Origin of the sequence: Janthinobacterium leeuwenhoeki (genome assembly GCF_051380795.1) — a bacterium.
In the GTDB taxonomy this organism is placed as follows: Bacteria; Pseudomonadota; Gammaproteobacteria; order Burkholderiales; family Burkholderiaceae_D; genus Janthinobacterium.
This window is the reverse complement of the sequence record NZ_JBNYXT010000003.1, coordinates 60,140-86,153: the sequence shown is the minus strand read 5'-3', so window position 1 is coordinate 86,153 and position 26,014 is coordinate 60,140. Positions and strand designations below refer to the sequence as shown.

Annotated in this window: 24 protein-coding genes; 9 read left to right on the top strand and 15 right to left on the bottom strand. The window is 60.3% G+C overall.

The genetic code is table 11. The features are described from left to right. The first annotated feature begins 32 nt into the window (after window positions 1–32). From ACQ4WS_RS03725 to ACQ4WS_RS03700, 6 genes are all read left to right on the top strand, one after another. Window positions 33–1,289, top strand: coding sequence for an ABC transporter substrate-binding protein (locus ACQ4WS_RS03725; RefSeq protein WP_436473774.1), 1,257 nt, complete (start codon window positions 33–35; stop codon window positions 1,287–1,289). Between the two features lie 7 nt (window positions 1,290–1,296). Then, window positions 1,297–2,166 (top strand): carbohydrate ABC transporter permease, encoded by an 870-nt coding sequence (locus ACQ4WS_RS03720; RefSeq protein WP_436473772.1) that lies wholly within the window; start codon window positions 1,297–1,299, stop codon window positions 2,164–2,166. Between the two features lie 13 nt (window positions 2,167–2,179). Further along, entirely contained in the window at window positions 2,180–3,016 is an 837-nt protein-coding gene (locus ACQ4WS_RS03715) for a carbohydrate ABC transporter permease (protein WP_436473770.1), read from the top strand. Continuing rightward, the gene (locus ACQ4WS_RS03710; protein WP_436473768.1) at window positions 3,013–4,371 is read left to right on the top strand and encodes an MFS transporter; all 1,359 of its coding nucleotides are present in this window, start codon (window positions 3,013–3,015) and stop codon (window positions 4,369–4,371) included. Before ACQ4WS_RS03715 ends, ACQ4WS_RS03710 begins: the two co-directional genes overlap by 4 nt. A gap of 14 nt (window positions 4,372–4,385) precedes the next feature. After that, window positions 4,386–5,531, top strand: coding sequence for an ABC transporter ATP-binding protein (locus tag ACQ4WS_RS03705; protein WP_436473766.1), 1,146 nt, complete (start codon window positions 4,386–4,388; stop codon window positions 5,529–5,531). A gap of 159 nt (window positions 5,532–5,690) precedes the next feature. Further along, complete coding sequence (locus ACQ4WS_RS03700; RefSeq protein WP_436473765.1) at window positions 5,691–7,004, top strand: tetratricopeptide repeat protein; 1,314 nt, start codon at window positions 5,691–5,693, stop codon at window positions 7,002–7,004. 132 nt (window positions 7,005–7,136) lie between these two features. On the opposite strand, the gene ACQ4WS_RS03695 is transcribed toward ACQ4WS_RS03700, so the two are convergent. Continuing rightward, entirely contained in the window at window positions 7,137–8,258 is a 1,122-nt protein-coding gene (locus tag ACQ4WS_RS03695; protein ID WP_436473763.1) for an acyltransferase family protein, read from the bottom strand. Window positions 8,259–8,514: 256 nt separating this feature from the next. After that, complete coding sequence (locus tag ACQ4WS_RS03690; protein ID WP_436473761.1) at window positions 8,515–11,175, bottom strand: TonB-dependent receptor; 2,661 nt, start codon at window positions 11,173–11,175, stop codon at window positions 8,515–8,517. 387 nt (window positions 11,176–11,562) lie between these two features. On the opposite strand from ACQ4WS_RS03690, the gene ACQ4WS_RS03685 reads away from it, so the two are divergent. Then, complete coding sequence (locus ACQ4WS_RS03685) at window positions 11,563–12,303, top strand: GntR family transcriptional regulator (protein WP_035825427.1); 741 nt, start codon at window positions 11,563–11,565, stop codon at window positions 12,301–12,303. Window positions 12,304–12,434: 131 nt separating this feature from the next. Here the strand turns inward: ACQ4WS_RS03685 and ACQ4WS_RS03680 are convergent, their stop codons facing one another. The 8 genes from ACQ4WS_RS03680 to rpsP form a co-directional block, all read right to left on the bottom strand. After that, window positions 12,435–12,797, bottom strand: a complete 363-nt coding sequence (locus tag ACQ4WS_RS03680; RefSeq protein ID WP_436473759.1) for a CBS domain-containing protein — start codon at window positions 12,795–12,797, stop codon at window positions 12,435–12,437. Window positions 12,798–12,880: 83 nt separating this feature from the next. Further along, a complete protein-coding gene (locus ACQ4WS_RS03675) occupies window positions 12,881–13,216 on the bottom strand; it encodes a DUF3579 domain-containing protein (RefSeq protein ID WP_029496213.1) in 336 nt (111 codons plus the stop codon). A gap of 225 nt (window positions 13,217–13,441) precedes the next feature. Beyond that, window positions 13,442–14,401, bottom strand: a complete 960-nt coding sequence (locus ACQ4WS_RS03670; RefSeq protein ID WP_436473757.1) for a CobD/CbiB family protein — start codon at window positions 14,399–14,401, stop codon at window positions 13,442–13,444. A 97-nt stretch (window positions 14,402–14,498) separates the two neighbouring features. Next, window positions 14,499–15,158, bottom strand: a complete 660-nt coding sequence (locus tag ACQ4WS_RS03665) for a CoA pyrophosphatase (protein ID WP_436473755.1) — start codon at window positions 15,156–15,158, stop codon at window positions 14,499–14,501. Between the two features lie 78 nt (window positions 15,159–15,236). Continuing rightward, window positions 15,237–15,620: a 50S ribosomal protein L19 gene (gene rplS, locus ACQ4WS_RS03660; protein WP_010395528.1), complete on the bottom strand. Its 384-nt coding sequence runs from the start codon at window positions 15,618–15,620 to the stop codon at window positions 15,237–15,239. Between the two features lie 132 nt (window positions 15,621–15,752). After that, window positions 15,753–16,499 (bottom strand): tRNA (guanosine(37)-N1)-methyltransferase TrmD, encoded by a 747-nt coding sequence (trmD, locus tag ACQ4WS_RS03655; protein ID WP_436473753.1) that lies wholly within the window; start codon window positions 16,497–16,499, stop codon window positions 15,753–15,755. 50 nt (window positions 16,500–16,549) lie between these two features. Beyond that, complete coding sequence (rimM, locus tag ACQ4WS_RS03650; protein WP_257572951.1) at window positions 16,550–17,107, bottom strand: ribosome maturation factor RimM; 558 nt, start codon at window positions 17,105–17,107, stop codon at window positions 16,550–16,552. 13 nt (window positions 17,108–17,120) lie between these two features. Next, window positions 17,121–17,372, bottom strand: coding sequence for a 30S ribosomal protein S16 (gene rpsP / locus ACQ4WS_RS03645; RefSeq protein WP_010395524.1), 252 nt, complete (start codon window positions 17,370–17,372; stop codon window positions 17,121–17,123). Between the two features lie 277 nt (window positions 17,373–17,649). Between rpsP and ACQ4WS_RS03640 the strand changes: the two genes are divergently transcribed. Together ACQ4WS_RS03640 and ACQ4WS_RS03635 are read left to right on the top strand one after the other, a co-directional pair. Continuing rightward, window positions 17,650–18,084, top strand: a complete 435-nt coding sequence (locus ACQ4WS_RS03640; protein ID WP_436473750.1) for an NINE protein — start codon at window positions 17,650–17,652, stop codon at window positions 18,082–18,084. A 136-nt stretch (window positions 18,085–18,220) separates the two neighbouring features. Next, window positions 18,221–18,847, top strand: a complete 627-nt coding sequence (locus ACQ4WS_RS03635; RefSeq protein ID WP_436473748.1) for a glycine zipper 2TM domain-containing protein — start codon at window positions 18,221–18,223, stop codon at window positions 18,845–18,847. 140 nt (window positions 18,848–18,987) lie between these two features. Here the strand turns inward: ACQ4WS_RS03635 and ACQ4WS_RS03630 are convergent, their stop codons facing one another. The 5 genes from ACQ4WS_RS03630 to alaS all read right to left on the bottom strand — a co-directional run bounded on the left by ACQ4WS_RS03630 (window position 18,988) and on the right by alaS (window position 25,953). Further along, a complete protein-coding gene (locus ACQ4WS_RS03630) occupies window positions 18,988–20,778 on the bottom strand; it encodes an acyl-CoA dehydrogenase (protein WP_436473747.1) in 1,791 nt (596 codons plus the stop codon). 90 nt (window positions 20,779–20,868) lie between these two features. Next, window positions 20,869–21,801, bottom strand: coding sequence for an electron transfer flavoprotein subunit alpha/FixB family protein (locus ACQ4WS_RS03625; RefSeq protein ID WP_436473745.1), 933 nt, complete (start codon window positions 21,799–21,801; stop codon window positions 20,869–20,871). 76 nt (window positions 21,802–21,877) lie between these two features. Next, window positions 21,878–22,627: an electron transfer flavoprotein subunit beta/FixA family protein gene (locus tag ACQ4WS_RS03620; protein WP_099379460.1), complete on the bottom strand. Its 750-nt coding sequence runs from the start codon at window positions 22,625–22,627 to the stop codon at window positions 21,878–21,880. Between the two features lie 251 nt (window positions 22,628–22,878). Then, window positions 22,879–23,106, bottom strand: a complete 228-nt coding sequence (locus tag ACQ4WS_RS03615; protein ID WP_010395510.1) for a sulfurtransferase TusA family protein — start codon at window positions 23,104–23,106, stop codon at window positions 22,879–22,881. 228 nt (window positions 23,107–23,334) lie between these two features. Further along, window positions 23,335–25,953, bottom strand: a complete 2,619-nt coding sequence (gene alaS / locus ACQ4WS_RS03610; RefSeq protein ID WP_436473743.1) for an alanine--tRNA ligase — start codon at window positions 25,951–25,953, stop codon at window positions 23,335–23,337. Window positions 25,954–26,014: the final 61 nt, after the last annotated feature.

Genomic DNA, 26,014 nt, shown 5'->3' with positions numbered 1-26,014 from the left:
CACTTACGGGGCCACTGGTCGGGATAATAATAATGATCAAGAGACTGTTGGCAGTGTTTGCCTGCGCGGGCCTGCTCGCGCCACAGGCATGGGCTGCCGAGAAAATCGAATTCTGGACCTTCAGCATGAAGCCCAAGTTCACGCCGTATTTCAATGCGGTGGTGGCGCGCTATGAGGCGCAGAATCCCGGCGTCAAGATCGAATGGATCGACTTCCCGTGGGACGTCATCCAGACCAAGCTGGTCACGCGCATCGTGGCTGGCACGCCGCCCGCGCTGGTCAGCCTGAACGTGCCCTGGGCCGACGAATTTGCGCGCGACGGCTTGCTCACGCCCGTCGATGGCCTGATCGCGGAAGCGCGCGCCAGCTACATTCCCAGCGCCCTGGACGACCTGCGTTTCAAGGGCCGCACCTACGGTTTTCCCATGTACAGCAATGTCGCGGTGATCGCCTTCAATACCGCCATTTTCAAGCAGGCAGGCCTCACGCGCGGCCCCGCCAGCCTCGATGAACAGCTGGCGTACGCGCGCCAGATCGCGCAGCGCACGGGCAAGGCCGGCATCGCCCCCGCCCTCTCCAAAATCGACGGCCTGTTCATGCAGCAGGGCCTGGCTGTGATCCAGGACAACCGCGCCGTCTTCAATTCGCCGCAGCACGTGGCGCTGGTGCAGAAACTGGCCGACACCTACAAGGTCGGTGGCTTGTTGAAAGAAAGCCTGTTCGCTGAAGACAATTTTCCCGCCGTGATCGACGCCTACAAGGGCGGCCGCCTGGGCATGCTGCTGGCGCCGCCGACGGCCATGCAGCGCATCCGCGGCGACGCGCAAGACATCTACGCCATCACCGACGTGGCGCCCGCGCCGCTGGGCCCCACCGGCATCGCCGACGGCGGCTGGCTGGTGCACTTCGCCATTCCGAAAGGCGTGCCGGCGCGCCAGCTGCCATCGATCGGCAAGTTCGCGCGCTTCCTGACAAACGACGACAACCAGCTGGCCTTCGCCAAACAGGCCAGCGTCTTCCCCACCACTGTGAAAGCAGCGGCCGATCCGTTCTTCCTCGCCACGCCGAAAAACGCGGGCGCGGCCGAAAAGGCGGTGGCTGCCGGCGCCCTGTCGATGCATCATTCGCGCACCCTGTACGTGGCCGGCATCGACGATTACGACGAGTTGCGCCGCTCGCTGGTGAAAGCCGTCGAGGCGGGCGTGACGGGCAAGCAGGATGTGCAGCAGGCGCTGGACCAGGCTGTCGCCATCTGGAACCGCAAGCTGGCCACCCTGCCGCGCCACTGAGGACAGCATGAAACTCGCCCACCGCCATACCCTGCAAGCCTGGCTGTTCCTCGCCCCTGCCCTGCTGCTGCTGGCCGCCTTTTCCTTCTGGCCCGTCGGCTACGGCTCCGTGCTGGCCTTCACCGATTACAGCCTGATACGCGAGACGCGCTTCGTCGGCCTGGATAACTTCCGCTACATCTTCAACAACGAGATGTTCGTCTCGGGCCTGAAAAACTCGCTGATGTTTTTGCTGATGGTGCCCTTCGTGCAGGTGGGCGCCATCGTGCTGGCCGTACTGGTCAACAACCGCCTGCCCGGCATCCGTTTGTTCCGCGCCGCCTTCTACGTGCCCGTGGTGACCACCGTGTCCGTGGTCGGCATCATGTGGGGCTTCATGTTCCACGAACAGGGTGCGCTGAACTACGTGATGCTGACCCTGAAACTCGTGAACGCGCCCGTGGGCTGGCTGACAAACGACAGCCTGGCCCTGTTTGCCGTGATGTTCGTCACCCTGTGGCGCGGCCTGGGCTGGTACATGGTGATGTACCTGGCGGCCCTGCAAGCTATCCCGTCGGACATGCAGGAAGCGGCCATGCTCGATGGTGCCAACCGCTGGCAGCGTTTCTGGAAAATCACCGTGCCGATGCTGCGCCCGACCATCATGCTGTGCTCCATCCTGTCCGTGCTGGCGGCCCTGAAGGCATACCAGGAAGTCGACGTGCTGACGCAGGGCGGGCCGATGAATTCCACCTTCACGGCGCTGTATTACGCCTACGATCAGGGCCTGAAACACTTGAAACTGCCGCGCGCGCTGGCGGCCAGCTTCGTCGTCTCGCTGTTCTGCATAGGCATCGCCCTGCTATGCCTGCGCTATCTGAAACCGAAGCACCGCTGACAGGGGCATGATCATGAAAACCCGCTCCCGCCCCCTGAAAACACGCCTGCAAATACTCGGCCACTATGCCGTGCTGTGCGCGATCGCCGTCGTCTGCGTCTTCCCGTTCTGGTGGACCCTGGTGACGGCCATCTCAACGGAAGGCAATATCTTCGCCTTCCCGCCCACTTTCTGGCCGAAGGCCCCGTCCTTCGACAACTTCATCGAAGTATTCAACGCGATTCCCATCTGGTCGTTCTTCAAGAACTCGGTGCTGATCGCCGTGTTGACCGTGTTCTGGAAACTGCTGCTCTGCTCACTGGCCGCGTATCCGCTGGCGCGCCTGAAATTCCGTGGCCGCAAACTCGTATTCGGCCTGATTCTGGCCACCCTGGTGCTGCCGTCCGAGGTGAACTTCCTCGTCAACTTCATCACCATCACGCAAATGAGCCTGGTCGACACCTACACGGGCGTGATCCTGCCCAACGTGGTGACGGCCGTGGCCATCTTGCTGCTCAAGCAGGCGTTCGAGGAAGTGCCGCAAGACCTGATCGACGCGGCGCGCGTGGACGGGGCCTCCGAGTGGGTCATCTTCAGCCGCATCATGCTGCCGTTGATCACGCCATGGCTGGCCACGGTCGGCATCCTGACGGCCGTCGAATCGTGGAATGAATACATCTGGCCCTCCATCGTCATGAGCAAACCCGATGAATTCCCCCTGTCGGTGGGCGTGCTGTACTTGCGCGGCACCTTCGGCAGCAGCACGCGCGTGATCGCGGCCGGCACCCTGATCACCATCGTGCCAACCCTGCTCGCCTTCCTGTTTACCCAACGCTTCTTCATGCGCGGCATGGATGGCGCAGTCAAATGAAAACGTCTCTCGATAAGGAAGCCTCCATGCACGACCAGCGCATCAGCATCAGCAAGAAAGCACGCAGCCCGATTTCCTGGGTGCCCACCTTGTACTTCGCCCAGGGCCTGCCGTTCTACGCCGTGGCCCTGGTGGCCGGCCTGATGTTCAAGAGCATGGGCGTACCGAACGACCAGATCGCCCGCTGGACGGGCCTGATCGGCTTTGCCTGGGTCTTCAAGTCGCTGTGGAGCCCCTTCCTGGAGCTGGCGTCGAGCAAGAAGACCATGGTGGTGCTGTTCCAGTTCCTCGGTGGCCTGAGCCTGGGCCTGATCGCGCTGGCCCTGCAAACGCCGCTGTGGTTCGCCGCCTGCATCGCCGTGCTGTTCGTCGCCGCGCTGGCCTCGTCCACGCACGACATCGTCTGCGACGGCCTGTATATCGCCAGCCTGTCGGACAAGCAGCAGGCTGCCTACGCGGGCTGGCAAGGCGCCTTTTTCAATGCGGGCAAATTCATCTCGCTGGGCGGCCTGGTGATCCTGGCCGGCTACCTGGAGAAAAAAATCGGCATCAAGCCCGCATGGTCGGTGATCTTCCTGATCATAGGCGCCATGATGCTGTCGCTGGCCGCCTACCACCTGTGGGCCCTGCCGCAGGTGCGCAATGCTGCCGTGGCCGACAAGAGCGTGGCCGGCATCAGCCGCACCCTGTGGGACGTGCTGGCGGACTTCCTGAAAAAGCCCGGCATCTGGGGCATGATCGCCTTCATCATCCTGTTCCGCGCCGGCGAGGCGCAAGTACAGACCATCGGCCCGCTGTTCCTGCGCGAAGCGCGCGAGCTGGGCGGCCTGGGCCTGTCGACGACGGAAGTGGGCGCCGTGTACGGCACGGCCGGCACTGTCGCCTTTTTGCTGGGCAGCGTAGGCGGCGGCTATTTCACGTCCTGGCTGGGCCTGAAACGCGCCATGCTGTTCCTGATCCTGGCCATGAACTTGCCGAACCTGGTGTTCTATTACCTGAGCCACAGCATGCCGACCGATCTGACCCTGATCACGGCCGCGCTCAGCGTGGAAATGTTCGGCTATGGCTTCGGCTTCGTCGGCCTGATCCTGTTCATGATGCAGGTGGTCTCCGTGGGCAAGTACCAGACGGCCCACTATGCGTTCGCCACCGGCGTGATGCAGCTGGGTTTCGTGCTGTTCAAGATGATCAGCGGCGATATCCAGACGGCGCTCGGCTACAAGACCTTTTTCCTGTGGGTGCTGGTGTCGGCCGTGCCCGTATTGATTCTGTCGCGCTTCATGCGCATCGGACCCAAGGCCCCCTCCGACCAGGCTGACGCCGGCGCCACGTCCGCGCCGGCCAGCGCAAGCTAGGAATCGCACAGTCCATGGCACACATCGCATTAAAGAATATCGTCAAGCTGTACGACGACAAGCACCCGGTCATCCACGGCATCGACCTCGATATCGGCGACGGCGAATTCGTCGTGTTCGTGGGGCCGTCCGGCTGCGGCAAATCGACCCTGCTGCGCATGATCGCCGGGCTGGAAGAGATCACGGATGGCGAGCTGCATATCGGCGGCAAGCTGGCCAACGATATCGCGCCGGCCGAGCGTGGCCTGGCCATGGTCTTCCAGAGCTACGCCCTGTATCCGCACATGACGGTGTTCGAGAACATGGCCTTCGCCCTCTCCCTTGCCGGACACAAGAAGGCCGAGGTGCGCGCCGCCGTCGAGCGCGCGGCCGAGATTCTGCAAATCACGCCACTATTGAAACGCAAGCCGAAGGACCTGTCCGGCGGCCAGCGCCAGCGCGTGGCCATCGGCCGCGCCATCGTGCGCAAACCCAAGGTATTCCTGTTCGACGAACCGCTGTCGAACCTCGACGCCTCCTTGCGCGTGCAGATGCGCGTGGAAATCTCGCGCCTGCACCAGGAATTGAAAACCACCATGATCTACGTCACGCACGACCAGGTCGAGGCGATGACCCTGGGCGAGCGCATCGTCGTCTTCAACGGTGGGCGCATCGAGCAGGTGGGCAGTCCGCACGCGCTGTATAACCATCCCGGCAACCTGTTCGTAGCCGGCTTCCTCGGCGCGCCGAAGATGAACTTCATCGCTTGCGTAGCCTTTGCCAGCAGCCCCGGCTCGGTGGCCGTGCGCCTGCCCGGCGGCATTGTGATCGACGTCGTAGCGCAAGGTGGAAGCGTGGCGCCGGGCGACCAGCTGACCCTGGGCGTGCGCGCCGAACATATCAGCCTGCAGCACGGCGAGATGGCGAACAACAACGTGATCGAGGCCAGTGTCAGCCATGTCGAATACCTGGGCGACGTGGCCATCGTTTACGCCAGCATGCCAGGTGTGGACGGGACGCTGGCCGAGATGCTGGCCGTCAAGCTGCCGGCAGAGGAAGGCTTGCGCCAGGCGGGCGACGCCATGCGCCTGCATCTGCCACCGCAGCGCTGCCTGCTGTTCGATGCCAAAGGGCAAGCACTGGCGCACACGTTTGCCGCACCAGCCCAGCAGTTTATGTGACAATAGCCGCTCTGTATCATGCCGCTTCTGTTTGACTTATGCAGACAGACTGGCAGAGTGTGTTTTTTCGAGCTTCCTTGCCCCTCTGGCGATGCTACTACCCGATGTTGCGGCTGCCAGTGCCGGTGCGTATTTTTGTTATTGATTGAAGGATAACCCATGTCCCAATTCCGTCTTGCCCGTCTTAGCCTGCTCCTGGCCGCCATCGGCCTGAATGTCCTGCCAGCCCTGTCGCACGCACAGGATGCCAAGCCAGCCGCTGCTGGTGCGCCCGCCGCCGTGCCCGCAGACACGGTGCGTCCTGAAGTATTCAAGCTGCTCGATCCGACGGCAGTGAAGGCATCGATGGATGCCAAAAACTACGCCGACGTGCAAAGCCGCATCGACCAGGCTGCCGCCATTCCCGCCCTGACGCCCTACGAATTGTTCGTGCTGAACCGCCTGCGCGTGGCGCTGGCCTCGACCACCAACAATGCACCGATGGCCATGACGGCGCTGGAAGCGGTGATTGAATCGGGCAAGCTGGATAAAAAATCGGAAGGCGACTTCATCCAGGCCCTGGCGAACTATCACTACAACGCCAAGGATTACCCGAACGCCATCAAATGGTTCACCCGTTACCAGACAGCAACAGGCGACGTGGCCACCGTGCGTCCCTACATCATCCGCGCCTATTACTTCAGCAACGATTTCGCGCGCGCCAAGCAGGAATTGCTGGCCGACGTGACGGCCAAGCAGCAAGCGGGCAAGACGCCGAACATCGAAGAGTTGCAATTGCTGGCCAACACGGGATCGAAAAGCAAGGATCCGGCCACCTACCTGATCGCCATGGAAAACCTGGTGCGCTACTACCCGTCGGACGACTACTGGAGCGATCTGCTGGGCCGTCTGCAGGGCAAGGCCGGTTATTCGGACCGCTTCGCGCTGGACGTGCTGCGCCTGCAATACCAGGCCGTCGGCACCATGCCGCCTCAGGACTACAGCGACATGGCTGAAATCGCCTTGCAAAACGCCTTCCCGACGGAAGCGAAAAAAGTCCTCGACGCGGGCTTTGCCAAAGGCGTGCTGGGCACGGGAGCGAATGCTGCCAAGCACAAGAAACTGCGCGACCAGGCCAACAAGGCGGCCGCCGACGATGTGAAAAACATCGCCAGCGGCGAAGCGTCGGCCATGAAGAGCAAGGATGGCACGGGCTTGATCAACCTGGGCTACGCCTTCGTGACGATGGACCAGTTCGACAAAGGTATCGACCTGATCCAGAAAGGCATCGCCAAGGGCGGCCTGAAACGTGCTGAAGACGCCAAACTGCGCCTAGGCTATTCCTACGCCATGGCCGGCAAGAAAGACGACGCCATCAAGGTACTGGAAACGGTCAAGGGCAGCGACGGCGTGAGCGACCTGGCCCGTTACTGGATCCTGTGGCTGAACCGCCCTGCCACCGCAGCGGCAGCGCCGGCAGCAGCGGCACAGTAATTCCCGCTTCCTCAAGCATGTGCAAGGCAGTTCCCGGCTCAGGCCGGGGCTGCTTTTTTTTCGACCTTGCATCCTTCGGCCCACGGATGCGCACCTCTGCCCTGTCCACGCGGCATGGGCTGACGTGAAGTGTCAGACCTTGATATAGATCTTGCGCTTGTCCATGCCGTAGGCGATCAGCCAGCACAGCAGCATGAAACTGACGCCAAACAGCAAGGATCCCACGCGCGCCGGCGCCCAGCCCGTAAACCACTGCTGGTACAGCCACTGGTACAGCGTGCCGCCGCCGATGCGCACGGTAAAGGCGATGATCACCAGCACTTCCGACACCAGGTAGATGAACAGGGTGTTCTTGCCGAAGACTTCAAAAAAATACGTCCAGCCCGTGATCTTGCGCACGTCGATGATGAACATCAGCAACGCCAGCAGCAGCAAGTCCAGGCCGATGCCCAGCATCACGTAAGAGCTGGTCCACAGCTTCTTGTTGATCGGGAACACCGCGTTCCAGCACAGGGCCACGGCCACGCAAATGGCGCCGACCACGGCCAGTTGTACCAGGCTGTAGCGCAGCTGCGCCGGCGCCGTCTGGCGCAGGAAACTGCCCGCCAGGTAGCCGGCGATGACATTGACGATGGCCGGCAAGGTGCCGAGGATACCTTCCGGATCGAAGGCGATGCCTTCGCCGTGGTACAAATGGCTGTCACCCAGCAAGATCAGATCCAGCTTGGCCGGCGCATTGCCGTGCAGGCTGTAGTCGCCAAAGCATGCCAGGATGGCCCAGTAGCCGAGCAAGGCGCAGGCGCTGAAGACCAGCGCGCCCCGGGTCTTCCAGTAATGCAGGACCAGGGCGGCGGCCAGGTAGCACACGGCGATGCGCTGCAGCACGCCGGGGATGCGCGTGTGCGACAGGGGCGACCAGGCGAACTGGCCCGCATCGTCGAGCTTGAAGAAAGGGAACCAGTACAGCAGGAATCCCAGTAAAAAGATCAGCGCGCTGCGCTTGCACAACTTGGCCAGCACGGCGCCATGGCCCAGATGCTCATATTTCCCCAACGCAAAAGCCAGCGCATTACCGACGACAAACAAAAAACTGGGGAAGACCAGGTCCGTCACGGTAAATCCATGCCATTCGGCATGCAGCAACGGCGCATACACGCTGCCCCAGTCGCCGGGCGTATTGACGACGATCATCAGGGCCACGGTCAAGCCGCGCAGGACGTCGAGGGCGAGGTAGCGTTGAGGTGCAATAGTCATGATCAAACAATTCCAAATGAGAAAAACCGCCTTCCTGCTTGCGGCAAGGAGGCGGCAAAAACCCTTACGCCGCCGGATACAAGCTTCGCGGGCGCAAGCCATGCTGGCGACCGGCGGCGACAGCCCTGGCATGAACAAGACAGAAGCCACCCTACCGGTGAGCGCAAAAAAAAAGCAAGCCCCTGAAGCAGGAACTTGCTTGAAAGACCGAGGAAGACCTGGCCTGACGCGGACGCATCAGGCCGGATCGTCTTGCTTACAGCTTGCCGCGCAAGCCCAGGTAGAAAGTACGGCCGTTGCTATAGAAAGCGCGTGGCTGATCCTTGTTTTCAGCGTACATCTTGATGGTTTCGTTGGTCAGGTTAAGCGCATCGAACGTGATCGTGAAGTTCTCATTGATCTTGTAGTTAAGCGAACCTGCCAGGGTGCTGCTGTCATCGACGTGCTGGCTGGCGCCACGATCCACGCCCGCCTTGTAAGCCGAACGATAGTTGTAAGCCAGGCGCGCGCTAAAACCGTGTGCTTCGTAGAAAGCGGTCAGGTTATAGGTGTTTTTCGACGCGTTCAACAATTCGCTGCCATCGTTCAGCTTACCATCGGCGTAGGTGTAGTTGGCCAATATACCGAAATCACCCAGCACCGGCTGCTGATAGCTCAACTCGATACCCTTGTTCTTGCCCTTGGTGTTATAGGACTCAGTAACTTGGAACACCCTCTCAGCACCGACCTTGGTATTAAAATAGGTAGCGTTGACGTTACGCTGCGCCACGATCGAATTCAAATCCATGTAGAAAATACCGGCAGATACCGCCGATTTTGGCGCGAAATACCACTCGGCGCTGACTTCGGCATTGTTCGAACGCACAGGATTGAGGTTGATGTTGCCCTTGGTACCGCTCAGGGAATCCTCATTCAGCGATACGGCGCCGCCCAACGCGCTATAGTCAGGACGCGCTATAGTCTTGGCCAATGCGCCGCGCACAACGAGATCGCGGCTGACATCAAACTTGATGTTGGCGCTAGGCAAGAAGTCGTTATAGCTGCGGTCATAGGTATTTTGCGAGTATGCGCCGAAAGCGGAACCTGTGATCGGACCGCCACTGGAATTGACAGTAGTGGACTGCTTGGTATGGACTGCACGCACGCCGAAGTTACCGCTCCAGTTATCGCCCGCCAAATTGGCCATACCGTAGACTGCCTGGGTTTTTTCCTGCAGTTTGAATTCATCACGCCAGTTGTGGCGCGCTACGCGATCGGGATTGCGGTTACCAGGAATCGCCGCCCATTTTGCCAAGGCATCACCGGCATAGCGGAAATAGTTGGTAGGCAAATTTCCGCCCAGGTTAGAGGCGAAATTACCCGGATATTGCGTACCGTTCCAGATGGGGCCGGCACTGGCCAATCCTGTCGCGCCAGGACCCGTTTCAAACGGATGCTCGGCGGTACGTTTATGGTCAGTGAAGCGTGCACCAAACTTAATGGAATCCCATATACCGTTCGACAGGCGTAATTCGCCATCGATCTGGGTATACAGTTCCTTGTCGACCGACTGCGATTCCCCGCCACCGATCCATGCCGTGCCCAATGGCGCGGTAGTCGTACCGCCTGGGTAGGCGACGGTTGCCGGACTCATGCCATTTAGCGCATAGTTCATGCCGCCATCGACCTTGTTTTGGTAGTACACATCATCACGGTCGTAGCCCACGCCGTGGGTCTTGCCTAACTTGCCTGTGAAGGTCAGGTCCTTGCTGGCACGGTACTTGAAGTTGAAATCCAAATAGTACGTTTCGCCGCCTGCGTCCGGACGATAAATATTATCGACCTCGCCAGCATTCTGCGTGAAGTTCGCCGCCACGAGCGTATTATTGCGCACCGTGTAGGACGTCGGTACCATCCCCGCGTTAATCGAGCCACTCGGCGCGGCCAAATGGTTGGTGTTCGAATGCGGCGCCTTCAATTGCGAATAGAAGCCATTCAAATCCAGCGTCAGATCCTTGTTCGGCTTGAATTCGATATCAAAAGCACCACCCTCACGGGTTTTCTTTTGCTCGAAGAAACTCGCGCCTATGAAGGTAGGAGCCAGTACTCCCACCAGGTCCGGGTGCGTCTTCGCAGCAGCCTTGTCAGCGGCAATTGCCGTGTAACCGAGGATTTCCTGGCCATCACGACGCACTTGCGACTTTTGCGAGAAACCCTGAACCATGATCCCCAACGTATTGTCGTCATTTTTCCAGTTCACCATACCGGAGAATTGCGGCTGGGTTTTCTCCGACAGGTCATTGTAGTTGGCCTGAATGGAGCCTTCGGCGGTAAGTTTGTTCTTGAACTCCAGCGGGCGACGGGTGATCACGTCGATAGCACCGGACACGCCACCTTCCACCAGATCGGCTGTAGCACTCTTCCGCACGACGACCGAGCTCACCAGCTCCGATGGCAGCAGGGAGAAGCTGCTGCTGCGGCCGACGTTGCCACCGAACTGGTTCAGCACGAACCAGTCGCCCGTGCTGATGGCGTGGCCATTGAACAGGGTTTGCTGCAAGCTGGGGCTGGTGCCGCGCAGGCTGACGCGGTCGTTTTCGCCGAAGCCGCCTTCGCCACCGGCAGACGATTGGGTATTTACACCTGGCAGGCGCTGGATCGCGTCAGCCACGTTACGGTCTGGCATCTTGCCGATATCTTCGGCGGTGACCACTTCCACCACGGAATCCGCATTACGTTTTTGCTTCAGCGATTTTTCCAGCGAGGCACGCACGCCGGTCACCGTCACTACGGTGGACACGTCGTCGGCGGGTGCTTCCTGCGCCTGTGCCGAAAAAGCCAGACCGGCGACCATTACGGCAACGGCAGCAGCGATCGGCGTACGGCTACGCGAACCGGATTTCACGACGGCAGCTGCAGGTGTCAAATTGCGTTTCATGTACTCCCCCTTGATTTAGGCTCCAGGATTGGACCCTTTTCATTTTTAACGTAGGTCTTCTTTCCAGCCCGGCCACTCTCGCGGCATGCTGCAGACCCTTCGGCACAACCACTTACAAAACCAATTCAACGCCAATATACTACTATCCAATACCAGAACACTACCAGTTGCAACTTTTTTTTTATAACGTTGTTTGAATCACACAGACCACTTTATCTAAATCAATCTGTAGCCCGTATGAACGGGCTAAATACCAGAGAAGCCTGGCATAAATTGCTGGCCTGACAATTCAAATTGGTTTTATAACGGCCTTTTTTGGTATTATCCAGCGACACAAAACAGATACAGAGCGCGTCTGCAACGCGCCGTAACGGAGACCCTCAGCGTATGACAACCCTGGCACACATCATGCAAGGCCTGGGGCAGACGAGTAGCCTGCCCCTGTACCAGCAACTGCAGCGCGCGCTGCGCGAAGCGATCGACAAGCGCATCCTCGGCCCCGAGGAAGCCTTGCCGGCCGAGCGCCAGCTGGCCAGCGACCTGTCCGTCTCGCGCATCACCGTACGCAAGGCCATCGATGGCCTCGTCAACGAGGGCTTGCTGGTGCGGCGCCCCGGCTCGGGCAATTTCATCAATACGCGCATCGAGAAAAACTTCGCCAAGCTGACTTCGTTTTCCGAGGACATGCGGGCGCGCGGACGCACGCCCCGCAGCGTGTGGCTCAAGCGCGCAGAGGGAACCGTCACGCCGGAAGAGGCCCTGCGCCTGCGGCTGTCGCCGGGCGCGCCCGTATACCGCTTTCACCGCATCCGCTATGCGGACGAGATACCGATGTGCCTGGAGTACGCGACCATCGTCGCCAGCTGCCTGCCGGCGCTCGACGCCGTCGACGTGTCCATGTATGACGCGCTGGAACAGGCGGGCAACCGGCCCGTGCGCGCCTTGCAGCGCCTCAGCGCGCTTTTGCTGACGGGGGAACAGGCCAGCCTGTTGCAGGCGGAGGAAGGTGATGCGGGCTTGTCGGTGGAAAGACTGGGCTTTTTGCGCGATGGCCGCGCGGTGGAATTTTGCCGTTCCTATTTCCGCGGCGATATGTATGACTTCGTGGCCGAATTAAGTACCAATTAATACCAAGCGTCCCATTTCACCAATACCAGATAAAACCACTTATTGCAGTGCAATATATATGTCTGCATCGCGCCGATATAGGCACGGCAATACTGCCATTGATGATTTAACTGACATTGCGCAATGCGGACTTATTCGCGGGTGCGCTCTTCATGCACCAGCTGGCCGCCGCTGAAGCGCGCCAACTCGACCATTTCTTGCGCCAGGAAGGCCGGCAGATCGTCGATGCTGACGCCGCCGGAGAGCGCATCCAGGCTGTTGAGCACGGGGAGGCGGCGGATGCCGTTGACACGCCTACGTTCGATGATGTCATAGGCGTCTTCGTCTTCGCTGGCCGTGAGCAGCTGCGCGCTCATGATGTCACCCATCAGCAGGATGGCGGCGGCGAGGCCCAAGGCAATGACGGAAATGACGATGTCGCGGTCGGTGAGGATGCCGATGGGGACGCGCTCGCAATGCATGCCGTGCAGGGTGCAGATATCGCCGATATGCATGTCGCCACTGCGTTTGAGGCAGAGTGTCCACGCTACGCCGCACGGCCGTGGCGGGCTTTGCGCCAGATCAAATGAAACGGGTCTTACTTTTCTTCGGGGGGCGGCAGGAAGCAGGCTTCGACGATTTGCAAGTCGTTATCCTTGGCAAATTCGCGCACGAAGTGAAACGCCATCGGCTCGATCTCGCGCAACTTCGTGTTGACCACCACCGACTTGACGCCATTGACGACGGTCGGGCGCACGTAGGGCGAATACTGGAGGTGCGCATTGCGCCCGCCACCTTCGGGATTGAAACAGGACATCACTCCACAAAGGCGCTCGGCCCAATCGCTGGGTCGGAATTGCTTGCCATTGCTGGTGAGACCAAGGATGAAGAACTCGTCTGAGAGTTCCCCTGTTTTTTGAGATAACTCGGCCATGTGGCTTGTCGGGACTGGATTGCGTGAATGGCCCCGGCGGGTAAGCCGGGCTGGTAATTCAACTACGTTTGCTGCGGTAAGCCAGTATTATATCTTATAGAAGACTTGGGTTCTACCTCGATCTGCCCTGACTATGCAAACAGGGGCCGGCACGCCTTGCGCGCCAGCCCCTATTTTAACCTTGTTCCACGCGCGAGGCGCATGGATGGCGCGTGTGCGCCCGCATCAGCCGAGGAAAACGGCGCCCGACATCAACAGCAGCAACAGCATCCACAGCAGCAAGGCGCGCCAGACCAGGCCGACCGTGCTCTGCAAGGCGCGCGGGCCCGGCTCTTCGCCAGGCAGGATATCGCTTTCGCTGTCGCTGTCATCGACGGCCATGTCGGGAGTCACCAGCACACGCGCCGCCGTTTCCGCTGGCGTGCCCAGGCGTACACCCATGGCGCCGCCGCCAGCCGTCAGGATGATGCCGATGGCCTCGTCCTGCCAGCGCTGGGCGAAATTGCGCCAGGCGTAGATGGCATCTTCGAAATTGCCGACCACGGCAAACGCCACGGCCGTCAGGCGCACGGGGATCCAGTCGATCCAGTAAAAGGCGCGCGCGGCGAACTGGCCGAACGCTTCATTGCGCATGTGCTCGGGTTCGTTCCAGGCGCGCGCCAGGTATTCGGCCACGCGGTACATCACGGCGCAGGCAGGACCCAGCGGCATCAGGAACCAGAAAAAGACGCCAAATACATTGCGATGCGTGGTAATCAGGGCTTTTTCCACGGCGATGCGGGCGATTTCACTCGCTTCCATGCCCACCGTATCGAGCTTGGTCCAGTCGGTCAGCAAGGTACGCGCGGTCGCTTCGTCGCCGGCACTCAGAGCGAGCTGGATCGAGGTGAAGTAGTGGCTGTAATGGCGAAAACCCAGGGTCAGGTAGACGATGAGGACGTTCCAGGCAAAAGCCAGCAGGCTCAGCTGATAATGCTGCAAGAGCCAGTACACGCCTGCCGTCGGCACCATCAGCACGCCGATCATGAGGAACCAGCCCATGCGGCCATGGTTGGCGTGGCCGGCATTGAACCAGGTCTCCATGCGCATTGCCAGGCTCTTGATTTCGGCGTAGATCGGGTTGTCCGCGCGCAAAGGTTTGAGCTGCTCGATCAGCAATGCGCAAAGTATGGAGAGAAATGTCATCAAACGTCCTTTTTGTCTTTTTCAGCAATACCGCAATGCCCGCTACGATAGCGCAGTGCAGTGCTGGAATCAAACTTATTACGTGCACGGCGCCATTTTACGCGCGCAAGAGGTGAAACAGATTGCGCAGCATGCCGGCGGTGGCGCCCCAAATGTAGAAGCGCTCGTAGGGCATGGCGTAGAACGAGCGCCGTCCGCCGGGCAATTCCACCGACAGGCGCTGGTGGTTGAGGCCATCCATGAGAAAGGCCAGCGGCACTTCGAAGATTTCCGCCACTTCGGACGGGTCGGCGCGCAGCTCGAACGGTGGCGTCACCAGGCCCGCCACGGGCGTGACCTGGTAGCCAGTGCCCGTCAGGTAGTCGGGCAGGCAGCCCAGCACTTCGATGTGTTCGCGCGCCAGGCCCACTTCTTCTTCCGTTTCGCGCAAGGCCGTGGCGATGGGCGACGCATCGAAGGCTTCGCTGCGCCCGCCGGGAAAGCTGACCTGGCCCGCATGGCTGCTCAGGTGGTCCGTGCGCATGGTAAGCAAGATGGTCAAGCCTTGCGGCCGTTGCACGAGGGGAATGAGCACGGCGGCGCGCACGGGCACGGCGCGGGCGGAAAGAAAATCCTGGGTAATCTCGGGCTGCCAGTCAGGCTGTTCGGCCAGGCGCTGACGCAGCCAGGCGGGCGTCAGGCGCACGGCGTCCAGCGCCGCCTCGCCGGCGATCGAATCGATGGCGAGTTGTTTTGGATCAAATGCGATGGTGGCCATGGCAGCTTGTCCCATTAGCAATTCAGAATAAAAAAAGGGCGCCGAGAGGCACCCCTTTTCCCAACGCAGACGCTGATATTACGCGCTTGCTTTCGCCACAACGCGGCGATTTGGCAATTTTTCTTTGATACGCGCCGATTTACCCGAACGCTCACGCAGATAGTACAGCTTGGCGCGGCGAACATCACCACGGCGTTTCACTTCGATCGAAGCGATCAGCGGCGAGTACAGTTGGAACGTACGCTCAACGCCTTCGCCGGACGAGATCTTACGAACGATGAAGTTCGAGTTCAGGCCACGGTTACGACGGGAGATAACGACGCCTTCGTAAGCCTGGGCGCGCTTGCGCGTACCTTCGACTACGTTGACGCTGACGATAACGGTATCGCCTGGTGCGAATTCAGGAATGGTTTTACCCAGACGAGCAATTTCTTCCTGCTCTAATTGTTGAATCAAGTCCATTTTTATAACTCCGAAAACCATCATGCCGGCGCACTGTGGATAGCAAGTATCCGCCCGGTAGAGGATGGGTAACACAATATGGGCAACATGCCCGGCACTACAAAGCCACCCTGCTTGCCGTCCGAAAACGGTTTACAGGCTGGCCAGGAATTTTTCGTCGGTCTTGCTGAGCAAGCCGGCGGCGCGCGCACTGCGCAGCAGGTCAGGCCGCTTTGTCGCGGTCGCTTCCAGCATGCGCTGGCGGCGCCACTTGACAATCTCGGCATGATTGCCACCCATCAAGACGGGCGGCACGGCCATGCCTTCATAGGTTTCCGGCCGCGTGTAGTGCGGCGAATCGAGCAAGCCATTGACGAAGCTGTCCTCGATGGCCGATGCCTCGGTGTTCAAGACACCCGGCAACAGGCGGATCACCGCATCCATCAGCGCCATGGCAGGCAATTCACCGCCCGACAGGACGAAGTCGCCGACACTAATTTCTTCGTCGACGCAACGCTCCAGCAAACGCTGGTCCACGGCTTCATAACGGCCACACAGGATCACCAAACCAGGTTCGGCTTTCAGTTGCGTGACGCGCTCATGCGTCAACGGACGGCCTTGCGGCGACATGAATACCACGCGGGGCGCCGCCAGGCCGAGATCGGTCTGGCGTTGCTTAGCGGCATTAATTGTCGCTTCAAGGGGACGTGCCATCATCACCATGCCGGGGCCGCCGCCATACGGGCGGTCATCCACGGTACGGTGATTGTCGGTGGTGAAATCACGGGGATTCCACAGCGACAAGCCACATCTCCCCTGCTCGAAGGCACGCCGGGTCACACCCGACTGCGTCAGCGCGGCAAACATTTCCGGGAACAGGGTCACGACATCAAATTGCATCGCTCACCATCCTGCAAAGTTTGCCCGGCGCATTGTTAAGCGCAGGCGGTTTAATAATCGAGGCCCCAGTCGACCGTGATTTTGTTGGCGGTCTTGTCAACGTTAATGACAAACTGGCCAACAAACGGGATCAGGCGCTCAGGCGCCTTTTCAACGGTCTCATCGGCAGTGGCGACGGGCGTGACGCGCAAGATCGACTGCGGACCATTGCTCATCATGTCGTGCACTGTGCCGAGGCACTCGCCTTGCAAATTCTCGACTGTCAGTCCGATCAGATCGGACCAATAAAATTCATCGGCCGTCAGCGTCGGGAAATGGCTACGCGGAATTTGCACAGAGACGCCTTTCAGCGCTTCTGCGGCATCCCGCCCGACCACACCCACCAGCTGGGCCACGACGTCGCCGCCGTGTAACTTCGCTTGCCTGACTTGAACATCATGCAAGGTCGGTTTATCAAACCACCAGGTTTTGACGCTTAATAATGCATCCGCGTCGTCGGAGAAAGGAGTGATCCTGACCCCGCCAGCAATGCCATAAGCACCGGAGACATAGCCTACCTGTACCAGGTCATCGGGGACTTTCACCCCGGATGCAGTCTTGACCGTCAAACCAGTGATCTAATTAAGCTGCTGCTTTGTTGTTGCTAGCTACCAGGCGAGCAACGGTTGGCGACAATTGTGCGCCAACGCCTTGCCAGTAGGCCAGACGGTCTGCGGTGATACGCAGTGGAACTTCGCCACCTTGCGCCATCGGGTTGTAAAAACCGATACGCTCAATGAAGCGACCATCGCGGCGATTGCGCGAGTCAGTAGCGACGATGTTGAAGAACGGGCGCTTCTTGGCGCCTCCACGAGCTAAACGAATAACGACCATAATATTTCCAAAAAGTGTGCTGAGGCGGAAAAAGCCGCAAATTATAGCGCGCTTTACCGCCAGGCAGCAAGCGTTATGATGACGGGCGTGTAATTTGGGCTAATCAAACATTATGACCAGTCATGGCCGAAGACGCAATAGGCGCGTGCGTCTATCGTGCCGGCCATGGCTTGGAATCAGGTGAAAACATTACATAAACGCCACAGGAAAGTGCTATCGTTGTGCGAGACAATGGCCGATACTGGCAATCTTTACCGATGAGCAACTCTGGAGTCCCATGACCACCGCTACCATTTTGCAACAGTCGCACAAGAACAAGGCATACACGGCACTACTGGCCTTCCTGCTGGGCATGCTTGGCGCCCACCGCTTCTACCTGCACGGCGCCAAAGACCGCTGGGGCTGGCTACACCTGGCCGCCCTGCCCGCCAGCTTGCTGCTGCGACAATTGCTTCCCGAGGCCGACTGGTTTTACCAGATATTGCCGCTGACCCTGTCCGCCCTGGTCGGTTTCCTGGAAGCGCTGGTGCTGGGCCTGATGCCGGACGACAAGTGGGATGCGCGCTACAACGCCACCTCCAGCCGCCTGTCGGACACGGGCTGGCCCCTGGCCGTGGTACTGGTCGCTACCTTGATGCTAGGCGCGGGCGTGCTGATCGCCACCATGGCGCGCCTGTTCGACTTGCTGTATACAGGCGGCGCCTACGGTTAATTTCCATACGGAAATCACCTCAAGCAACGCGCGCCACACGCACATGTAAGTGTTGGTAAGCAATCATGATTTTCCTCTATACTGCATTCACAATGCCGACATTACTGGCACATTTAACACCCCCTAGGAGAAGATCATGATTCGTCGCCCACTCATCCTCGCAGTCGCCATCACGGCCCTGTTCAGCACCTCCGCCTTCGCGCAAAACCTGTCGCCGAAGGCGCAATACGCCTACGATACGAAGCAAGCGAACACGCGCTATGCGGACGACAAGAAATTGTGCGCAGAAGAAAGCACCTCGAAAGCCCGCATGCAATGCCTGCGCGACGCCAAGGGCGAATACGACCAGGCCATCATCAACGCCAAGGCCGCGCAAAAAGCGGGCAATTCCTACGCCAGCCAGCCTTCCAAGCAGCCACAGCACCAGATCTGCGCCGATTGCGGCAAGGTGCTGGCAGTCAATGTCACTGAAAAAGCGGGCGAAGGCGGCGCGCTGGGCATGATCGGCGGCGGCGTGGCCGGCGCCCTGCTGGGCCGCCAGGTCGGTGGCGGACGCGGCAAGGACCTGGCCACCCTGGCCGGCGCCGCAGGCGGCGCTTTCGCGGGCAAGCAAGTCGAAGGCCACATGAAGAACGCCAAGACCTGGACCGTCACCGTGCAATATGAGACGGGCGCCAAGGCTGATTTCGCGTTTGACCAGGATCCTGGCCTGGCCGCTGGGGACCTGGTACGCAATTCCGGCAATGGTATTGCCAGAAGATAAGCCCAACCCAGGAAAAACCGGGGTCGTACCCTCAGGGTACGACCCCAGAATTTGCTTTGGGGCTAGAAAAGAAAAAGCGCTGGAGAGTGATCTCCAGCGCTTTTTTACATTCAGCCGGCGGGGGCCGGCCAAGTTTCAACTTAAAACTGCTCTTCCGACAAGGCCATCACACCGGCGCTGCCATCGATGATGGTGGCGCGCAAGCCCGGTGCTTGCGACAGGATGTGGTCGGCAAAGAAGCGCGCCGTGGCAATTTTTGCTTTGTAGAACGAAGCGTCGCCGCTGCCTTCTCCCAGCCTTTGCTGCGCCACCACGGCCGCGCGGGCCATTTGCCAGCCGCCCAGCACGATGCCGGCCAGCTTCAGGTAGGGCACGCTGCCCGCGAAGACGGCCTTGATGTCCGTCTTCATGTTCGCCACCACGTATTCCACCACCGCTTCCAGCGCGGCGCTGCCTTCGGCCAGGTGACGCTGCATGGCCTGGAAGTCGGCACCGGAGAGTTCGCCCAACTGGGCTTCCGTGGCGCGCACCTGGGCGATGATGGCTTTCGCCACGGCGCCGCCGTCGCGCACCGTCTTGCGGCCCACCAGGTCGTTCGCCTGGATGGCCGTCGTGCCTTCGTAAATGGTGAGAATCTTGGCGTCGCGGTAATGCTGGGCAGCACCTGTTTCCTCAATGAACCCCATGCCGCCATGCACTTGCACGCCGTCACGCGTGACGTCCTGCGACATTTCCGTGGCCCAGCCCTTGATCACGGGCACCAGGTATTCATACGTCGCCAGGCTTTCCGCGCGCACGTCAGCCTCCGGATGGTGGTGCGCCACGTCGCTGATGGCCGCGCCCACGTAGGCCAGCGCACGCGCCGCCTCCGTCTGCGAGCGCATCGACATCAGCATGCGGCGCACGTCCGGGTGGTGGATGATGGAGACCGGGCCAGGCGAGCCAGCCAGGTCGCGCGACTGTACGCGGTCCTTGGCGAACGCCACGGCCTGCTGGTAGGCGCGCTCGGCCAGGCCGATGCCTTGCAAGCCGACGCCGAAGCGGGCCGCGTTCATCATGATGAACATGTATTCGAGACCCCGGTTTTCCTCGCCCACCAGGGTACCGATGGCGCCGCCGTGGTCGCCGAATTGCAGCACGGCCGTCGGACTGGCCTTGATGCCCAGCTTGTGCTCGATGGAAACACAATGGGCGTCGTTGCGCTCACCCAGGCTGCCATCCCCGTTGACGAGGAATTTCGGCACGATGAACAGCGAAATGCCTTTCACGCCAGCGGGCGCGTCCGGCGTGCGGGCCAGCACCAGGTGGACGATGTTTTCGGCCATGTCGTGTTCGCCATACGTGATGAAAATCTTCGTGCCGAAGACTTTATAGGTGCCGTCGCCCTGCGGCACGGCGCGCGTGCGCACGGCGGCCAGGTCGGACCCTGCTTGCGGCTCCGTCAGATTCATGGTGCCCGTCCACTTGCCCGACACCAGGTTTTCCAGATACGTGGCTTTTTGCTCGTCGCTGCCGGCCGTCAGCAGCGCTTCGATGGCGCCATCGGACAGCAGGGCGACCAAAGCGAAGGAGATGCTGGCCGAGTTGAGCATTTCGATGCACGGCGTGGCCAGGAGCTTGGGCAAGCCCTGGCCGCCAAATTCCGTCGGATGCTGCACACCCTGCCAGCCCGCTTCGCCATACGCCTTGAAGGCTTCCTTGAAGCCCTTTGACGTCGTGACCTGACCGTCGTGCCAGAAACTCGGTTCCTTGTCGCTGGGCCAGTTCAGGGGGGCCACCACGCCGCCGCAGAACTTGGCGTTCTCTTCCAGCACGGCCTCGGCCGTGTCGGGCGTGGCGTCCTCGCAGCCCGGCAAGGTATGGATTTCGGCCAGGCCGGCCAGTTCATTCATCACGAACAACATGTCTTTCAGCGGGGCTTGATAGCTCATCTATTTCTCCAAGAAAAAAGCCACGCTCGGCTCGCCGTGTGGGGCGGGCCGGCGTGGCTTTGTCAATAACAAAACCTGAATGGGTAAGACTTAACCTAGTTCCTTAACCAGTTGCGGCACGATCTCGAACAGATCGCCCACGATGCCGTAGTCGGCCACGGCAAAGATCGGTGCTTCCGGATCCTTGTTGATGGCGACGATGGTTTTCGAGTCTTTCATGCCGGCCAGATGCTGGATCGCGCCCGAGATACCGACGGCGATGTACAGCGATGGCGCGACGATCTTGCCCGTCTGGCCCACTTGCCAGTCGTTCGGCACGAAGCCGGCGTCGACGGCGGCGCGCGAAGCACCCATGGCGGCGCCCAGCTTGTCGGCCAGCGGCTCCAGGATGTGGAAGTTCTCGGCCGAACCCATGCCACGGCCGCCCGACACGATGATTTTCGCGGCAGTCAGTTCAGGACGGTCGGACTTGGCCAGTTCGCGGCCCACGAAGGCCGACTTGCCGTTGTCGGCGACGGCGGCGACGGTTTCGGTGGCAGCCGAACCGCCGGTGGCGGCAGCCGCGTCGAAACCGGTGGTGCGCACGGTGATGACCTTGATCTTGTCGCCAGATTGCACGGTGGCAATGGCGTTACCGGCGTAGATCGGACGCTCGAAGGTGTCAGGCGAATCGACCTTGGTAATTTCCGAGATTTGCGCCACGTCCAGCTTGGCAGCCACGCGCGGCAGGATGTTCTTGCCGTAGGCGGTGGCTGGCGCCAGGATGTGGCTGTAGTTGCCGGCGATGGCCAGCACTTGCTCGGCCACGTTTTCGGCCAGGCCGTCGGCAAAGTATGGCGCGTCGGCGACGATGACTTTCGTCACGCCGGCGATTTGCGCGGCGGCAGCGGCGGCAGCCGCAGCGTTCGAGCCAGCGACGAGCACGTGCACGTCGCCGCCGCACTGGGCAGCCGCGGTCACGGTATGGTGGGTGCTGCCCTTTAAGGTAGCGTTGTCGTGTTCAGCAATAACTAATGCGACCATGATTATTCCTAGTAATGTGCAAGTGCCGGGGGTCGGACCTTCCAGGTCTGACCCCAGTTTTTGTCTTGGGGTATGTTTAAATAACCTTGGCTTCAGTACGCAGCTTGGCGACCAGGGTAGCGACGTCCGGCACCTTGATGCCGGCCGAGCGCTTGGCTGGCTCGACGACTTTCAGGGTCTTCAGGCGTGGCGCAACATCGACGCCCAGGTCTTCCGGCTTGACGGTCTCGAGCGGCTTTTTCTTGGCCTTCATGATGTTTGGCAAGGTCACATAGCGTGGCTCGTTCAAACGCAAATCGGTGGTGATGATTGCTGGCAAGGTCAATGCCAGGGTTTCCAGGCCGCCGTCGACTTCGCGGGTGACGGTGACTTTACCGTCTTCCAGCACGACTTTCGAGGCGAACGTGGCTTGCGGCCAACCCAGCAGGGCTGCCAGCATCTGGCCGGTCTGGTTGCTGTCGTCATCGATGGCTTGCTTGCCCAGGATGATCAGTTGCGGCTGCTCTTTCTCGGCCAGGGCTTTCACCAGCTTGGCCACGGCCAGCGGTTCCAGTTCAGTCGTCGTTTCCACCAGGATGCCGCGGTCGGCGCCGATGGCCATGGCCGTGCGCAGGGTTTCCTGGCACTGCGTCACGCCGCAGGAGATGGCGACCACTTCAGTGACCTTGCCGGCTTCTTTCAGGCGCATCGCTTCTTCCAGTGCGATCTCATCGAAAGGGTTCATCGACATTTTGACGTTGGCGGTATCGACGCCAGTGCCGTCACTCTTGACGCGGACTTTGACGTTATAGTCGACCACGCGTTTGACGGGTACCAAGACTTTCATAGCTATGCCTTTGGGAAATTATAAAAATGACGGATCAAGTGCTGATTGTGCGTTCGATTATAAGAGAAATTTGAATCTTGAACCGAATTTAAGCACGATCGTGCGATTTTTTGTTAGAGCAATCCATCTAAACTGTCCAGCTTTGGGGATTTCAGGGGAGTCTGCCGCTACGCTGCAAGGCAGCAAAACGGCATGGAAACGGCACGCAGGTGAGCAAGCAGGCCGCGCCACGGCGGCCCCGGCTGGCAGAATTATTTGCGTTGCATCAGGAAGACGAATTCGGTGCCCGTCTGCACATGCGACAGCAGGGCATTGCCCGTTTGCTTGGCGAAAGCCTGGAAGTCGCGCACGGAACCTGGATCGGTTGCCATGATGCGCAGCACTTCCCCGCTCTGCAGCTCTGACAAAGCCTTTTTCGCCTTCAGAATCGGCAAGGGGCAATTCAAGCCCCGCGCGTCGAGTTCTTTATGAAATTCCATAATCTCGGTATCAAGTAGTGTGTCGCTCATCATCAATATCCCGCCATTTTTGTTGTACTGATTTTCGACATACTACTCTAAATCAGGGGCATTGACGCGCTGCACCAAAATAGTTCATCGGCTGTTGTGGTGTCACAACGAGATCCCACATGGAAAAACGGCCCGCAAACAGTGTCTGCGGGCCGTTTTCAAGGGGCTGTGGGGCGAAAAACCCGCATGCCCTCTAGCTTACGCCTTATTGGCGCGTTCGCCGACCCAGGCCGGCACGCCGGCCAGGGCATTCGCCAGGCCACTCGGATCGGTACCGCCAGCTTGCGCCATATCGGGGCGTCCGCCGCCTTTTCCGCCCACTTGCTGTGCAACGAAGTTCACCAGCTCGCCCGCTTTGACCTTGGAAGTCGCATCCGCCGTCACGCCGGCGATCAGGCTGACCTTGCCGTCAACCACGCTGGCCAGCACGATGGCGGCCGTCTTCAGCTTGTCCTTCAGCTTGTCCATGGTTTCGCGCAAGCGGGCCACGTCGGCGCCGTCCAGTACGGCCGCCAGCACCTTGATGCCGTTGACATCGACGGCTTGCGTGACCAGTTCATCGCCCTGGCCGGAAGCCAGTTTCGATTTCAGCGCGGCCAGTTCCTTCTCCAGCGCCTTCACATGGTCCTGCACCTGGACGATACGGGCAGTCAGCTCTTCCGGCTGCGCCTTCAGAACTTGCGCTGCTTCGACCAGGCGGCGGTTGATGGTTTGCACCAGCGCCAGCGCGCCCTCGCCCGTCACCGCTTCCACGCGGCGGATGCCGGCGGCCACGCCGCTTTCACCGATGATCTTGAACAGGCCGATGTCGCCCGTGCGCTGCACATGGACGCCGCCGCACAACTCTTTCGAGCTGCCGATGTCGAGCACGCGCACTTCATCGCCGTATTTCTCGCCGAACAGGGCCATCGCGCCATGCTTGACGGCATCGTCAAACGACATCAGGTGCGCTTGCGTGGCGCGGTTTTCCAGGATCTCTTTGTTGACGATGGTTTCCACGGCGGCAATTTGCTCGGCCGTCATCGGCGCATGGTGGCTGAAGTCGAAACGGGTCTTGTCCGGGTCGACCAGCGAACCCTTTTGCGCCACGTGGCTGCCCAGCACTTCGCGCAAGGCCTTGTGCATCAGGTGCGTGGCCGAGTGGTTGCGTATCGTGCGCGCGCGCTTGGCCGTATCGACTTCGGCCGAGACGGCGTCGCCCACTGTCAGCACGCCCGATGCGAGCACGCCATGGTGGCCGAACACGTCAGCCTGGATTTTCAGGGTGTCGCTGACGGCAAAGCTGCCTGCGCCCGAGGCGATCACGCCCTGGTCGCCCACCTGGCCGCCCGATTCCGCGTAAAACGGCGTGGTGTCGAGCACGACGATGCCATCCTGGCCCGCTTTCAGTTCCTGCACGGGCGTGCCGGCCGCGTACAGCGCGATGACCTTGCTGCTGAACGTCAGTTGATCGTAGCCGACGAAGGTATTTTTCTCGCCCGTGTATTCGACCTTGCTATCCTTGTGCGTCTTGCCGCCCTTGCGCGACAATTCCTGGCTTTCCTTCAGGGCGGCGTCGTAGCCCACCTGGTCGAACGTGATATTGCGTTCGCGGCAAATGTCGGCCGTCAGGTCTGGCGGGAAGCCGTAGGTTTCGTACAGGGTGAAGGCGGTGGCGCCATCGATGCCGGTGGCATCCTTGGCCAGTTGCGCTTCCAGCACTTTCATGCCCGTTTCCAGAGTTTCGCCGAAGCGCTCTTCCTCGGCTTTCAGCATGTTGGCGACATTTTCCTTGGCTTCTTCCAGTTCGGGATAGGCGCCGCCCATCTCGATGGCGAGATCCGCCACAAGCTTGTAGAAGAATGGCTTGGTCTGGCCCAGCTTGTGGCCATGGCGCAAGGCGCGGCGGATGATGCGGCGCAACACATACGCGCGCCCTTCGCTGCCCGGAATGATGCCGTCGACAATCATGAAGGCGGCGGCGCGGATGTGGTCGGCGATCACGCGCAGCGACTTGTTTTCCAGGTCCGTGGCGCCCGTTTCGCGCGCGGCGGCGCGGATCAAATGCTGGAACAGGTCGATTTCATAGTTCGAATGCACGTGCTGCAGCACGGCGGCCAGGCGCTCCATGCCCATGCCCGTGTCGACGCACGGCTTCGGCAGCTTGTGCATGACGCCCGCTTCGTCGCGGTTGAACTGCATGAACACCAGGTTCCAGATTTCAATGAAGCGGTCGCCATCTTCGTCAGGCGAGCCCGGCGGGCCGCCAGGAATATCGGCGCCGTGGTCATAGAAGATTTCCGTACATGGACCGCATGGGCCCGTGTCCGCCATCTGCCAGAAATTGTCGGACGCGTAGCGCGCACCCTTGTTGTCGCCGATGCGGATGATGCGCTCGACAGGCACGCCGATTTCCTTGGCCCAAATGTCATACGCTTCGTCGTCTTCGATGTACACGGTGACGGTCAGCTTGTCGGCCGGCAAGCCGTACACCTTGGTCAGCAATTCCCACGCGTAGTGAATCGCATCGCGCTTGAAATAGTCGCCGAAGCTGAAGTTACCCAGCATTTCAAAGAAAGTATGGTGGCGCGCCGTGTAGCCGACGTTTTCCAGGTCGTTGTGCTTGCCGCCGGCGCGCACGCAGCGCTGCACCGAGGTGGCGCGCGTGTACGGGCGGCTGTCCGTGCCCGTAAACACATCCTTGAATTGCACCATGCCGCTGTTCGTCAACAGCAAGGTCGGATCGTTGCCTGGCACCAGGGAGCTGGAACGGACGATGGAATGGCCCTTGGACTCGAAAAATTTGAGGAACTTGTCGCGGATTTCAGTTGATTTCATGTTTTTTTGGCAAAGAGTGGCGGCAGCTTTAAAGGGAAGATTATACGTGATATGGGGTGCG

Coding starts and splice junctions, on each gene's coding strand:
- ACQ4WS_RS03705 (WP_436473766.1), top strand. CDS start 4,386: ATGGCACACATCGCATTAAAGAATATCGTCAAGCTGTACGACGACAAG.
- rpsP (WP_010395524.1), bottom strand. CDS start 17,372: ATGGTCGTTATTCGTTTAGCTCGTGGAGGCGCCAAGAAGCGCCCGTTC.
- trmD (WP_436473753.1), bottom strand. CDS start 16,499: ATGCAATTTGATGTCGTGACCCTGTTCCCGGAAATGTTTGCCGCGCTG.
- ACQ4WS_RS03695 (WP_436473763.1), bottom strand. CDS start 8,258: ATGACTATTGCACCTCAACGCTACCTCGCCCTCGACGTCCTGCGCGGC.
- ACQ4WS_RS03715 (WP_436473770.1), top strand. CDS start 2,180: ATGAAAACCCGCTCCCGCCCCCTGAAAACACGCCTGCAAATACTCGGC.
- rplS (WP_010395528.1), bottom strand. CDS start 15,620: ATGGACTTGATTCAACAATTAGAGCAGGAAGAAATTGCTCGTCTGGGT.
- ACQ4WS_RS03615 (WP_010395510.1), bottom strand. CDS start 23,106: ATGGAATTTCATAAAGAACTCGACGCGCGGGGCTTGAATTGCCCCTTG.
- ACQ4WS_RS03640 (WP_436473750.1), top strand. CDS start 17,650: ATGACCACCGCTACCATTTTGCAACAGTCGCACAAGAACAAGGCATAC.
- ACQ4WS_RS03675 (WP_029496213.1), bottom strand. CDS start 13,216: ATGGCCGAGTTATCTCAAAAAACAGGGGAACTCTCAGACGAGTTCTTC.
- ACQ4WS_RS03635 (WP_436473748.1), top strand. CDS start 18,221: ATGATTCGTCGCCCACTCATCCTCGCAGTCGCCATCACGGCCCTGTTC.
- ACQ4WS_RS03720 (WP_436473772.1), top strand. CDS start 1,297: ATGAAACTCGCCCACCGCCATACCCTGCAAGCCTGGCTGTTCCTCGCC.
- ACQ4WS_RS03710 (WP_436473768.1), top strand. CDS start 3,013: ATGAAAACGTCTCTCGATAAGGAAGCCTCCATGCACGACCAGCGCATC.
- ACQ4WS_RS03665 (WP_436473755.1), bottom strand. CDS start 15,158: ATGGCCACCATCGCATTTGATCCAAAACAACTCGCCATCGATTCGATC.
- ACQ4WS_RS03685 (WP_035825427.1), top strand. CDS start 11,563: ATGACAACCCTGGCACACATCATGCAAGGCCTGGGGCAGACGAGTAGC.
- ACQ4WS_RS03700 (WP_436473765.1), top strand. CDS start 5,691: ATGTCCCAATTCCGTCTTGCCCGTCTTAGCCTGCTCCTGGCCGCCATC.
- ACQ4WS_RS03670 (WP_436473757.1), bottom strand. CDS start 14,401: ATGACATTTCTCTCCATACTTTGCGCATTGCTGATCGAGCAGCTCAAA.
- ACQ4WS_RS03680 (WP_436473759.1), bottom strand. CDS start 12,797: ATGCATATCGGCGATATCTGCACCCTGCACGGCATGCATTGCGAGCGC.
- ACQ4WS_RS03620 (WP_099379460.1), bottom strand. CDS start 22,627: ATGAAAGTCTTGGTACCCGTCAAACGCGTGGTCGACTATAACGTCAAA.
- ACQ4WS_RS03630 (WP_436473747.1), bottom strand. CDS start 20,778: ATGAGCTATCAAGCCCCGCTGAAAGACATGTTGTTCGTGATGAATGAA.
- ACQ4WS_RS03725 (WP_436473774.1), top strand. CDS start 33: ATGATCAAGAGACTGTTGGCAGTGTTTGCCTGCGCGGGCCTGCTCGCG.
- ACQ4WS_RS03690 (WP_436473761.1), bottom strand. CDS start 11,175: ATGAAACGCAATTTGACACCTGCAGCTGCCGTCGTGAAATCCGGTTCG.
- alaS (WP_436473743.1), bottom strand. CDS start 25,953: ATGAAATCAACTGAAATCCGCGACAAGTTCCTCAAATTTTTCGAGTCC.
- ACQ4WS_RS03625 (WP_436473745.1), bottom strand. CDS start 21,801: ATGGTCGCATTAGTTATTGCTGAACACGACAACGCTACCTTAAAGGGC.